The organism is Mycolicibacterium aichiense, assembly GCF_010726245.1.
GTDB classification, from domain to species: Bacteria; Actinomycetota; Actinomycetes; order Mycobacteriales; family Mycobacteriaceae; genus Mycobacterium; species Mycobacterium aichiense.
In genome coordinates this window covers 1,811,946-1,823,633 of the sequence record NZ_AP022561.1, presented here as the reverse complement: position 1 = coordinate 1,823,633, position 11,688 = coordinate 1,811,946, and the positions used below count along the sequence as shown (strand labels likewise).

General features: G+C 67.8%; 12 protein-coding genes. 2 read left to right on the top strand and 10 right to left on the bottom strand.

The window, feature by feature from the left end; all coding sequences use genetic code 11:
- Positions 1–107: 107 nt before the first annotated feature.
- Genes hypD through hypF form a run of 3 tightly spaced genes read right to left on the bottom strand, consistent with a single transcriptional unit; the run spans position 108 to position 3,786 of the window.
- Positions 108–1,211 carry a hydrogenase formation protein HypD gene (hypD, locus tag G6N32_RS08805; RefSeq protein WP_115319268.1) on the bottom strand — a complete coding sequence of 368 codons (1,104 nt, stop codon included), beginning with the start codon at positions 1,209–1,211 and terminating at the stop codon, positions 108–110.
- A complete protein-coding gene (locus tag G6N32_RS08800; RefSeq protein ID WP_115319267.1) occupies positions 1,208–1,483 on the bottom strand; it encodes a HypC/HybG/HupF family hydrogenase formation chaperone in 276 nt (91 codons plus the stop codon). The genes hypD and G6N32_RS08800 overlap by 4 nt, the downstream gene beginning before the upstream one ends.
- Positions 1,456–3,786, bottom strand: a complete 2,331-nt coding sequence (gene hypF / locus G6N32_RS08795; RefSeq protein ID WP_115319266.1) for a carbamoyltransferase HypF — start codon at positions 3,784–3,786, stop codon at positions 1,456–1,458. The genes G6N32_RS08800 and hypF overlap by 28 nt, the downstream gene beginning before the upstream one ends.
- 257 nt (positions 3,787–4,043) lie before the next feature.
- Here hypF and G6N32_RS08790 point away from each other — a divergent pair, with 257 nt between their 5' ends.
- Both G6N32_RS08790 and hypB read left to right on the top strand, forming a co-directional pair.
- The gene (locus G6N32_RS08790; protein ID WP_115319265.1) at positions 4,044–4,379 is read left to right on the top strand and encodes a hydrogenase maturation nickel metallochaperone HypA; all 336 of its coding nucleotides are present in this window, start codon (positions 4,044–4,046) and stop codon (positions 4,377–4,379) included.
- Between the two features lie 24 nt (positions 4,380–4,403).
- On the top strand, positions 4,404–5,189 hold the full coding sequence (gene hypB, locus G6N32_RS08785; protein WP_115319264.1) for a hydrogenase nickel incorporation protein HypB: 786 nt from the start codon (positions 4,404–4,406) through the stop codon (positions 5,187–5,189).
- Between the two features lie 20 nt (positions 5,190–5,209).
- On the opposite strand, the gene G6N32_RS08780 is transcribed toward hypB, so the two are convergent.
- From G6N32_RS08780 to G6N32_RS08750, 7 genes are all read right to left on the bottom strand, one after another.
- Positions 5,210–6,412: a cytochrome P450 gene (locus tag G6N32_RS08780; RefSeq protein ID WP_232077577.1), complete on the bottom strand. Its 1,203-nt coding sequence runs from the start codon at positions 6,410–6,412 to the stop codon at positions 5,210–5,212.
- Between the two features lie 11 nt (positions 6,413–6,423).
- Positions 6,424–7,260 (bottom strand): hypothetical protein, encoded by an 837-nt coding sequence (locus tag G6N32_RS08775; RefSeq protein WP_115319263.1) that lies wholly within the window; start codon positions 7,258–7,260, stop codon positions 6,424–6,426.
- Positions 7,257–8,435: an NHL repeat-containing protein gene (locus G6N32_RS08770; RefSeq protein ID WP_115319262.1), complete on the bottom strand. Its 1,179-nt coding sequence runs from the start codon at positions 8,433–8,435 to the stop codon at positions 7,257–7,259. The genes G6N32_RS08775 and G6N32_RS08770 overlap by 4 nt, the downstream gene beginning before the upstream one ends.
- A complete protein-coding gene (locus G6N32_RS08765; protein WP_115319261.1) occupies positions 8,432–9,322 on the bottom strand; it encodes a NifU family protein in 891 nt (296 codons plus the stop codon). Before G6N32_RS08765 ends, G6N32_RS08770 begins: the two co-directional genes overlap by 4 nt.
- Positions 9,306–10,478: a tetratricopeptide repeat protein gene (locus G6N32_RS08760; protein WP_276047963.1), complete on the bottom strand. Its 1,173-nt coding sequence runs from the start codon at positions 10,476–10,478 to the stop codon at positions 9,306–9,308. The genes G6N32_RS08765 and G6N32_RS08760 overlap by 17 nt, the downstream gene beginning before the upstream one ends.
- Before the next feature lie 106 nt (positions 10,479–10,584).
- The gene (locus G6N32_RS08755) at positions 10,585–10,830 is read right to left on the bottom strand and encodes a hypothetical protein (protein ID WP_115321023.1); all 246 of its coding nucleotides are present in this window, start codon (positions 10,828–10,830) and stop codon (positions 10,585–10,587) included.
- Positions 10,831–10,835: 5 nt separating this feature from the next.
- Positions 10,836–11,597, bottom strand: a complete 762-nt coding sequence (locus tag G6N32_RS08750; protein WP_115321022.1) for a hydrogenase maturation protease — start codon at positions 11,595–11,597, stop codon at positions 10,836–10,838.
- Between the last annotated feature and the right edge of the window lie 91 nt (positions 11,598–11,688).

Here is an 11,688-nt window from a genome sequence, read left to right as displayed (position 1 = left end):
CCACCCCCCGGGTCGCTTCGCTCCTGCCCACCGGAACCACGCCCCGGGTCGCTTCGCTCCTGCCCGCCGGAACCACCCCCCGGGTCGCTTCGCTCCTGCCCGCCGAGTCAGACATTCGCGGCGCTCTCCAGCCGCCGGAACTGGTAGTACGCAGCACAGGCTCCCTCGCTGGACACCATGGTGGCGCCCAGCGGGGTACGGGGCGTGCACGTCGTGCCGAATGCCGGGCACTGATTGGGCTTGAGCAGGCCCTGCAACACCTCGCCGCTGTGGCATTCGGCCGACTCCTGCACCTGCAGGTGACCGACGCCGAACTTCAATTCGGCATCGAACTCGGCGTAGCGCGGCGAGAGCGCCCACCCCGACTTCGGAATCATTCCGATCCCGCGCCACTGACGATCGACCACCGTGAACACATCGGCAAGCGTCTGTTGCGCCACCGTGTTGCCCGCGTCGCTGACCGCCCGCGGATAGGCGTTGCGCAATTCGGCCGTGCCCGATTCGAGCTGATCGACCACCTGCCGCACACCTTCGAGCAGGTCCAGCGGCTCGAATCCCGTTACCACGATGGGCACTCCGAACTCCTCGACGAGCGGCCCGTACTCCGCGGTGCCCATCACGCTGCACACGTGGCCGGCGGCCAAGAAGCCCTGCACCCGCCTGGTGGGTGAGCGCAGGATGGCCGTCATCGCGGGGGGTACCAGAACATGAGAGATGAGCACCGAGAAATTGGTCAGCCCAAGCCGGTGGGCATGAAGCACCGCCATGGCATTGGCGGGGGCGGTGGTCTCGAACCCGACGCCGAAGAACACCACCTGCTTGTCAGGGTTGTCGGCGGCGATCCGGGTTGCGTCCAGGGGTGAGTAGACGATGCGGACATCACCACCGCGGGCGCGCACGCTGAACAGGTCGTGGCGGCTACCGGGCACCCTGAGCATGTCGCCGAACGAACAGAAGATGACGTCGTCACGGGCAGCGACCTCCAATGCCCGATCGATCATCTCCAGCGGGGTGACGCACACCGGGCAGCCCGGACCATGGATGAACTCGACCGCGCCGTCGAGTAGTTGATCGATGCCGTTGCGGATGATCGAATGTGTCTGCCCGCCACACACTTCCATGATCGTCCAGGAACGGCTGGCCCGGCGCCGGATCGCATCGACCAGGGTCCTCGCGGCCGCCGGATCGCGGAACTCATCGAGATACTTCATGCCGGCTCCCTCCTGCCCTGCCCCTCGGTGCCGCCGAGTTCCTCGTCGAGCACCCCGAGTTCCCGGAACATCCGCAGCGTTTCGTTGGCCGAGGCCTCGTCGAGCCGGGTGATCGCGAATCCCGCATGGACGATGGTGTATTCGCCGATCTCCATGTCGGGCAGATATGCCAGGCACACGGTCTTGGTGGTGCCGCCGAAGTCGACAGTAGACATCTTGGTGCCGGCCTCCTCCCAGATTTCGATCACCTTGCCGGGGATTCCGAGGCACATATGCCGTTCCTTTCCGATACAGCCGAGGCGCGCCCGTCGGCGAGCGTGGCGGCGGCGATGGTGGCCTGGCCCAGCGCCAGCCCACCGTCGTTACAGGGCACCACCCGGTGACTGAGCACCTCGAAGCCGTCCCCGGCGAGCACCTGCCGCAGGCCCTGCAGCACGAGGCGATTGGCAAACACGCCGCCCGTCAGTCCGATCACCGAGATCCCGGCCGCCCGAGCGCATTCGGTGGCTGCCGTAGCTGTCGCGCGGATCACCGCGTCGTGGAAGCCGGCAGCCAGATCGGCCGCCGGTGTACCGCGGCGCAGCCCCTCGACGATCCCCGCGATCACCGGTGCGGGGTCCAGCACGCCGTCGGCGACACGGAAGTCCAACGGGCTCGGGTCTCCTCGTCGAGCCAGATGCTCCAGCTCCACGGCCGCCTGGCCTTCGTAGCTGACCTCCTGGCAGACGCCGAGCAGGCTGGCCACCGCGTCGAAGAGCCGCCCCATGCTGGTCGTGGGGACACAGCCGAGGCCGCGCGGGACCTGCTGGCGCAGGATGTGCAGTGAGGTCTCGTCGAGCGCGGCCACCGGCGGCAGGTCGACGGCCCACTCGATGCCGGCCCGGTGCAGCAGGTCCAAGGCGATCCGGGCGGGATTGCGCACGGCGCCGTCACCGCCGGGCAACGCGAATTCGCGTACATGCCCTACCCGGGTGAAGCGCGCGGCATCGGTGATCGCCAGCAGTTCGCCGCCCCAGATGGTGCCGTCGGTGCCGTACCCCGTGCCGTCGTAAGCGACCGCGATGACCGGCGTACCCAGCCGTCGGTGTTCGGCGAGCAGCGAGACGGCGTGGGCGTGATGGTGCTGCACGGCGACGACGGGCCGGCCCTCGGCGTAGCGCCGCGCCCACGCGGTGGTGGCGTACCCGGGGTGTAGATCGCAGGCGATCACGTCCGGCGTGCGATCGGTCATGAACGCCAGGTGTTCCAGTGCCGCTTCGAAGCAGACCTGGGTCCGCGGGTCGGCCATGTCGCCGAGATGGGACGACATGTGGGCATGGCCGTCCGCGCCCACCAGACAGAAGGTGGTTTTCAGGTCACCGCCGGTGGCCAGGATGACCCGGTCCGGCAGCGGTCCGGGCACCGACACCGGCAGCGGGGCGTATCCCCGCGAACGTCGCAACGGCACCTGCGCGCCGCGGTCGTCGATCATCACCACCGAGTCCTCGCACGGCACATGGATGGGCCGGTCATGGGTGAGCACGGCATCGGCGAGCCCGTCGATCCAGCCGAGATCGTCATCGCGGAACACGATGGGCGACCCGCCCTGGTTCGCCGACGTCATCACCAGCGGGACCCGACCGATCCGATCGAACAACTGGTGGTGCACCGGAGAGTAGGCGAGCATCACGCCCACGTCGGCCAGGCCCGGTGCGACGTCGTCGGCCACCGTCCCCGGCCGGCCGGCAACCAACACGATGGGCGCCGACGGCGCAGCCAAGGCGGTGGCCGTCGCGTCGTCGAGCAGTGCGATCGCGCCGGCGCCGGCCAGATCGGCGACCATCACCGCGAACGGTTTGGCCGGCCGGTTCTTACGGCGCCGCAGTTCGGCGACAACGGCGGCATCGTCGGCGCGGCAGGCCAGATGGAAGCCGCCGATTCCCTTGACCGCGACGATCAGCCCGGCTTGCAGCGCGGCCACCGCCGCGCCGATCGGGTCGTCGGATGTCGACGAGCCGCCGGCGGGCTGCCACCTCAGCCGCGGCCCGCACTTCGGGCAGGCGATGGTCTGGGCGTGATAGCGGCGGTCCACCGGGTCGTGGTACTCGGCGTCGCACGCCGGGCACATCGGGAAACCGGCCATCGTGGTCGCGGGCCGGTCATACGGCAGATCGGTGATCACCGTGTAGCGCGGACCGCAGTTGGTACAGGTGATGAACGGGTGCCGGTAGCGACGGTCGGCCGTGTCACGCATCTCGCGCAGACAGTCCGCGCACACCGCGACGTCGGGTGGAACGAGGGTGCGAGACGCGTCGCCGCTTCGGCTGCCGATGATCTCAAAACCGTTGTCGCCGTGCGGTTCCAGGTGCCGACGGGACAGTTCGTCGATGCGCGCCATCGGCGGGCTTCGGTGCCGGATCGCCTGGACCGCCGCCTCGACGTCGACTGCCGGGCCTTCCAGCTCGCAGTGCACCGACCCCGCATCGTTGTATACGAAGCCGCCCAGCCGGTATTCGGCCGCGATCCGTGCCACCGCCGGGCGGAAGCCGACGCCCTGCACCACCCCGGCGATGTCCAGACGCACCCGCACGGTCATCGGATCGCCGTCATCCCGGGCCCCGGACGACGCCGGCGGAAGTCGATGCTCATGAACCTCCTGAGCAGATGAAGGCCACTCGCGTCGATGGGCTGTGCGCGCGGGTAGATCACCACCACGCTAATCCCGCGATGCTGGGTCCACAATCACAATCTCGCAGCGAAAGTCTGCGTTTTTCCGTCCAAAAGGCCCTCGGCTGCGGCAGCAGGGCGCTGTAGGGTGCAGGCCTGCCCGACTCGGAAAACGGAAAGATCGACGTGCACGAATTGTCGCTGTGCCATGCGATTGCCGGGGTGGTGCGGCCGTACGCGGCCGGCCGCCGTGTCGATGTGGTGCGGGTGCAGATCGGCGCGCTGCGGCAGGTGGTCCCCGACTCATTGGCGTTCTGCTGGACGCTGGTCCGCGATCACGAAAGCATGCCCGAGGCGGAGTTGGAGCTCGAGTTCGTCGCCGCGGAGGTGGCCTGCCGCAGCTGTGGGCAGCATTCGGAGATCGACTCCCGCTGGACGGTGTCCTGCCCGCAGTGTGAGAGCACAGACACCGAGATCGTTCGGGGCAACGAGTTCCTGGTCACCTCACTGGATGTGACGTGATCTGCGGAGCGAAAGGTGGTCAGCATGGGTAGGTTTCATCGTCACGACGACGGCACCGTGCACAGCCACGAGCACGGCGACCACGAGCCTCATTCCCACGACCACGGTGACCACAGCGGTTACGTCACCGGCTCACAGCGGATCGAGGTGCTCGAAGACATCTTCGCCGAGAACGACACCCGGGCCGCCATCAACCGGACCACCTTCGAGATCAACGGAATCCGGGCACTCAACTTGATGAGCTCGCCGGGTTCGGGGAAGACGACGGTGCTGGCGGCCACTCTCGACGAGCTTGCGGATGATCTCGCTGTCGGCGTGATCGAGGGCGATATCGCGACCGACCTCGACGCCGCCAAGCTCGGCGGCCGCGGCGCGCAGATCTCCCTGCTCAACACCAACAACGGTTTCGGCGGCGAGTGCCACCTAGATGCCCCGATGGTCAACCGCGCGCTACAGGGCCTGGAGCTGCCGCTGCTGGATCTGGTCATCATCGAGAACGTCGGCAATCTGGTGTGCCCCGCGGAGTTCGACGTCGGCGAGCACGCCAAGGCGATGGTGTACTCGGTGACCGAGGGCGAGGACAAACCGCTGAAATACCCGGTGATGTTCCGCTCCGTCGACATCGTGCTGCTGAACAAGATAGACCTGGTGCCCCACCTGGATGCCGATGTCGACACCTACGTCTCGCGGGTCCGCGAGGTCAACCCGACGGCGACGATCCTGCCGGTGAGTGCACGCACCGGCGAGGGCATGGCGGCCTGGTTCGAGTGGATTCGGCGCTTCGCGTCCGGGGCGGCCACCGCGCTCTGAACCGGCAGGCGCCTGTGCCCTCAGCGCACGGCGAGTTCCAGAGACGAATGCCGACGTGCCAGCACACTGGGCAACCACGGGCCGACGTCGACGGTCTCGATCCACGTCGTGCGCTCGAGCATCAGGCGCAGGACGGTGGTGGCTTCCAGCCGCGCCAGCGGTGCCCCGAGACAGAAGTGGACGCCTCGGCCAAACGACAGATGCCCCTTGCTGTTCGGTCGGTCGAGCCGGAATTCGTCAGGTGCCTCGAAATGCTGCGGATCGCGGTTGGCCGCACCCCACAGCAACAAGACCCGGGAGTCGGCAGGCAGTCGAACGCCGCAGAGATCGGTGTCCCGCAACACGTGGCGGTAGTGGGCGCGAAACGGCGGCTCCAGCCGCAATGTCTCTTCGATGAAGGCACCCAACAGTTCGGGGCTGTTGCGGAGCTGCTCTTGGAGCTGCGGACTGCCGGCCATCGTCGACACCGCTGTCCCGAGCAACGACGCGGTGGATTCGCCACCGGCACTGAACAATGACACCAGGATGAGCTGGGCGGTGAACTCACTCAGTTGGCCGCCGCGACAGGCCCTGGCCAACTCACCGATCAGGTCGTCGTGCGGATCCTCGATGGCCCGCGCGAGGTGCTCGACGATATAGCCGGACAGTTCGGTGATCGCGGTCATCGACGCGGCGAGCTCCTCCGCCGACATCAGCCCGTCGAGCAGCTGAGTCGTCGCGCATCCCCAGTGCGCCAGGCGATCGGTATCGACATCGGGCACCCCGATGAGGCGAGCCACGATCATCATGGGCAATCGGTTGGCCACCGTGTCCATCCACTCGATGCGACCGTCGACAACGCCTGCCGCCCACTGTTGTTCAAAGACGTCATGGATCAACGGTCCCAGGGCGGCAACACCTTTGGCGGTGAACTGGGACAGCACCAGCTTGCGGTGGGCGGCATGTACCGGGTCGTCCGCGGTGACCAGGATGTGCGTGGCTCCCCCGACACCGTCCATGGGAAACGGCACCACCCCGCCGTCGGCGGTGTAGGTCATCGTCGCGGTGAGGTTCGACGAGAAATCCTGCGGGCGCGCAGCCACCTCGGTGATCGCGGGCCAGGAGCAGGCAAGATAAAAGCCCGAGTCACCGACCTGATGGACCGGTCCCGCGGAGCGCAACCTCTCGTACAGCGGATAGGGATCCTGGATGGCTTCCGCGCTGAAGAACTCTGCGGGGTCCACCGGACACGCGATCACGCGATCGGCCCCAACAGGCCGGGATCGAAGGTCGCCCGGGCGGAAACCGACACCGCCGCAGCCGAAACCACCAAAGCGGCGTCGTCCTCGTATCCCTTGGGGAAGACGATCTCAGCGCTGTCCGGGCCGTCGCGGTGCGCCATCAGCCAATCGTAGAGCAGCCAGTCCACCGCACAGCTCACCGTCAAGGGATCCGCATCCGGTGAACGTGCCGCCGTGACCACCGCCAGTAACGCGTCGCGGTGCTCCTTGCGCGCAGCCTCCTTGTTGACCCCGGAGCTGTCGAAGAACAGCATCGCCAGCGTGAGCGGAAACCGTTGGCCCGCTTCGGTACGCACCACCCAGCGGCCGCCCTTCCACGGCGTATCCGGATCGACCTGGTGAAATTCGCCGAAGCCACCGATAACCCCGACGGACGGATCGTCGAGTTCACCGTCGAAAGGTGCGGGCCCGAGCAGGTCCAGCGGAAGGCGTGCCCGGATCGAGAACAAAGCGGCCGTGCCGACGATCTTTCCGGCCCGCAGGTCCACGCCGAAGCCGGTCAGCTCCTGCGCCCTCGCGAACTCAAGGCACAACCGGTCGAGAGTTCGGTACAACTCGACGAGGCCGTCACGTTCGTCGGTATCGGCGGGTGGCCGCCCACCGCCCAATATCTCGCCGAATCGGGCCGCGGCGATGATCAGCGCATCGTCGAGCGCTTCGAGATGGGTGGCCATCAATCGGTCGGGTTCGTCGTCGGCAGTGACCAGGGCCTGCAGCGAGGTCGGACTGCCGGTCGGTGTCGACCAGTAGAACCCGATCTGGTCGTCTCCCTGAATGATTCGCGGTCTCAAGGCCGCCGCCAGATCATCACCCGGTTGTTCCCGGAGTCGGCGACTGCCAGCATGTCCCCGTTCAGCGACAAGCCGTACGGCCAGCAGAGCGTGTCGCGTTGCACCGAGGTCCACCGATTCTCGCCGTTGGAGCCGAAGTCCGGTTGAGCCAGCACGTGATCGGCTCCGCGTCCGTGGTCAGGCATGCCGTCCCACAACAGAATCCGGTTGTTGGCGGTATCAGCCACGGCCAGCCGCTCGTCGTCTAGGCACGCCGCATAGGGGAAGCGCAACCGATCCGAGGTGTGCGGTCCATAGGGCCATTCAAGCGCGCTGGCGAAATCCGGCTGGCCGAGTACGGAATCGGCGTCCCGGTCGGCCTCCGGCGGGGGCGACCATCCCAGCAGTCGGTGATCACCGGCGTCGGCGACCACCAGCAGGTCCTCGCGACCGGTGATGTCGTGGGGCCAGCGGAACGTGGCCGGGCCGACCGCACCGCCACGGTTCTCCTCCCGGGTGGCCGCGTCAGGCTGACCTAGCACGACATCGGCGGGCTGATCAGGTTCGGGTATCCCGTTGCGCCAGCCGAGGACCCGGCGATTGCCGGTGTCGGCGACCCAGAACGCGGAGCCGACCATGCCGATGCCGAATGGCCAGTACAGGGTCGACGCCGAGCATTCACCGCCGCGGTTCTCCGCCACCGAGGAGGCGTCGGGCTGGCCCAGCACGAGGTCGGGCGCCACGTCAGGTGTCTGCGGCACGGTGTTCCATACCAGGATCCGGTGATGCCAGGCATCGGCGACGACGAGCCGGCCGTCGTGCACCAGAACCCCGGTCGGCAAGTTCATTCCACGTTCCGGACCGCGGCCGCCGGCCGCGCGGCCCTCCGACTCACCGTCCGGTTGTCCGAGCACGACATCGGCGGGCTGCTCGTCGCCTTCGGGTATTCCGTGCCAGATCAGCACGCGATGGTTTCCCGAGTCGGCAACCACCAGGTGCCGGTCGCCGAGGAACACGCCGCGTGGCGAATACATCCAGGACAGGGACGGTTTCGCCGGCGGAAGTGCCAGCCCGCCCGGTGCCGGTGCGCCCAGCCACAGCATGGGTGACCAGCCATCCGTGCGATCGACGTCGGGTATCACGTCGACGCGGGTGCCCAGTCCGCTCACGTTGTGCCGGACGGTGTAGCGGCTCATCCGCCGACGCGAACCCAGACGACACCGTCGTCGACACGCAACGGGAGCTGTTCCAGCTGCGCGCCGGGAGCGCTGAGACACTCCCCCGACGTCGCGTCATAGCAGAAGCCGTGCCATGGACAGGTCAGTGTGTTGGTGCCCAGGTCGAGTATCGCGTTGTCCAGCGGAAGTGCTTCGTGCGCACATTCGTTGCGATAGGCCGACAGTCGCCGGCCCGCATTGACCACGATCACGTCGGCGCGCTCACCGTCGGGCGTGGTCACGCTCAGCGGTGACAGATCGTCGACGGCCAGATCTGCGGCCGGGCCCACCTCGACCCAGCCGTCACCGGCCGGGTCACGCCCGATCCGGAGCGCCTCGACCGGAATCAGTGTCGGTGTCGGCTCGTTCGGCATGACCTCCACCGCCGAGATCGCCGGAACACCCTGCACCAGAGCCTCTTCCACCAGGTTGCGCAACGTCACCGCTGACATGGAACAGCCGTTGCACGCTCCCTCCAGGCGGACGTACGCCGTGCCGTCGTCCACCCGCACCAAAGCCACATCCCCGCCATGGCTGTGCAGTTGCGGACGCACCGAGGCCAGTACCTGGTTGGCGTGGGTGACCGGATCGGGGCGCACGATCCCGTGCAACGACAGCAACAGATGCACGGTCGGATCGTCCACCAACTCGAACAACACATCCCGCGCGAGGTCGTCGGACCGCATCCGGCGCACCATGGTCACCAGCCCGGCACGGTGGATCTGCTCGATCGCCGCCTTGAGCTCCTCGGCAACCGCGCGTGCCGAGGGATCCAGAGCGCCCAGCGCGGCGACCGCGTCATCGACCCGCTTGGCGAGCTGTTCGAACGTCGGCTCGGCGACCGGCCGTTCAGTGGTCGTCGACATCGCTACCGGCCGTCCTGCCCAGTGTGACCTGCCGGGCGATCTCGTCGAGTACGCCGCGCACCGCTCGCACCGAGTCGCCGTCGCCGAGTTCCTCGAACAGGAACCGGGCTTCGTACAGTTTGGCTTTGGCCTGGTCGAAGGAACCGAGATGCGCCAACACGTTGCCCTGATTGGCCAGGACCCTGGCCCGGCCCATCGGATCGCTGTCGCGGCTGCGCGCGTCGAGGACCGCCTCGTACAGTTCGACGGCCTCGACCAGGTTGTCGGCCTGGTGCTTGGACGGGGTGTACACCAACGAATTCGCCAGGTTCAGCTGCACGCTGGCCCACTGTTCGGGGTAGTCCTCGCGGGTGTACACCTTGAGCGCCGAGCGCAGCGACTGCGCCGCGATCCCCAATCGCAGCTGGCCGGAGGCCTCGGTCATCGGCATGGTGAGGTAGGCGGTCGCCAGGTTGGCGTGCGCCGACGCCCACAGCAGCGGTGCCTCCTCACGCAGCACCAGCTGCAGTGCCGAATGGTAATGCGGCACAACAGCTGCCAGCAGCTCCGGCCGCTCCGGCGCCTGCTCGTGTAACAGCCCCGCCAGGTTCAGGTGCAGTTCGGCCCGAGCGATGCGCAGACCGTCAGCGCCCTCCAGACCTTCGAGCGCAGTCTCGAAACGCCGGACGGCATCAGGATGGCCGCCGTGAGCGGCGATCGACGCTGCCGCACCGAGCAGCACCCCGTACAACGGCTTGGACACCGGGGCCGCCTCGTCGGCCGCCTGGTCGAGCAATGCGGTGGCCCGGGCCGCGTCGCCGTCGTTGAACGCACTGCTGGCCTGGGTCGACAACACCAGGGCCGCGAGCTCGGCGCCGGCCGAACCCAGCTCTGGCGCGACGTCCGAGCGGCCGACGGCGAACAGCACGACATCGACGAGAACTCCGAAATCGCCCAGCAGCGAGCGTAATTCCGCGGGATCCTCGCCATCCGGGTCCATCACGAACCGGTTGTAACGGCTGACCGGATCATGGCCGGTCAGCAGCTTGAGGGCGCCGTCACGGTCACCGGCCAATGCCAGCTCGTGTGCTCGCAGCGCCTCAGGCCACTGCGGCACGTTGCCTGCGAGCAGCGCGGCGCGGGCGTCCTCGGTGTCGGCGGATGCCGGAATCAGCATGTATCCCAGCGGGAGTGGGAAAGCGCCGAGCGGTTGCGGTCGCACCGCAAGGATATCGGTGTCAACCGGTTCGGTGTTGGCAAGGGCGGTCACTGCTCGTCTCCCGTCATCCGTGGATGGGACCGCGGATATCGCGCTCGGCGGCGCGTTTGATCAGTCGGGCCGACAGTTCGGCGCGGGCCTTGGTGTGGTGGGTGTCGATGCGCTTGCGCACCACCCCGTCGGCGAAGACCACGACGATGTCGACCGCCCACCGGCCCCGTTCCTCCACGACGACGGTCTGCACATCCACGGCCTCGTCCGACGAGCTGTCCTTGCGGACGGTGGTCTTGGGCCGGGGCTCGTCACACATCACGATCACCGCGCCGACTCCAGCGGAATCCGCAACGCCTGTTGGGCATCGTCCCAGAATGCCCGATGAACGCCGGTGACGAGGCGATCCGCCAGCACTTCCCGGATCAGCAGCGACCGGTCGCCCGCGGGGTTGCGCTGTTTGAGCAGCAGCCCCCCGCTGCGAGGGCCGCGCAGCGGGAACAACCACAAATCGTCACCGCGCACCATCGCCGCGACGGCATCCGAGGGGAATCGGCTGGCCGCCAACGACGCATCGAGGCGCAGATATCCGTCGTCGGTGAACTGTACCGAGATGTCGTCGCCCCCCGGAGGTCGCAACGGCCCCAGAAAATCTCGCTCGAGAACGTCGATCACCTGCTCCATCGCGGCCAGCACGGGCTCGGAGAGGTCAGCGCCCAGCTCAACGCCGCCCGCCTCGATCAAGAACACCGTGATATCGCTGGGGCAGGCATCGGCCAACGCCCAGTGCGCGAAGGCGATGGCGTGGTCCCACCGGAACGAGTGGGTGTGCAAGCCTTGCAGGGGTGGCAGGTCGGCCAGCTCCTCGCCGGGGACGCGGTAGATGGTCCCCGGGGTCGCGCCGGTCGCCGAGGCGTCGATGATGACGACCCGCTCGGCGCCCCGCATCTGGAACGCGACATCCATGCCCGCGGTGCCGCCATCGACCAGACGAGCGCCCGCGGGCACACCACGCTCCCACAGGTGCCGGACCAGAACCGGTCCGACACCGTCGTCGCCGCGCAGCAGATTGCCGCAGCCCACCACCAAAACCGCACACCCAGGCGGCCCGATATCGAGCGAGGGGTTGCTGATATCGGAACCGCCTGGGTTGCTGTGGGAGTCGTGTGCCCCAGGC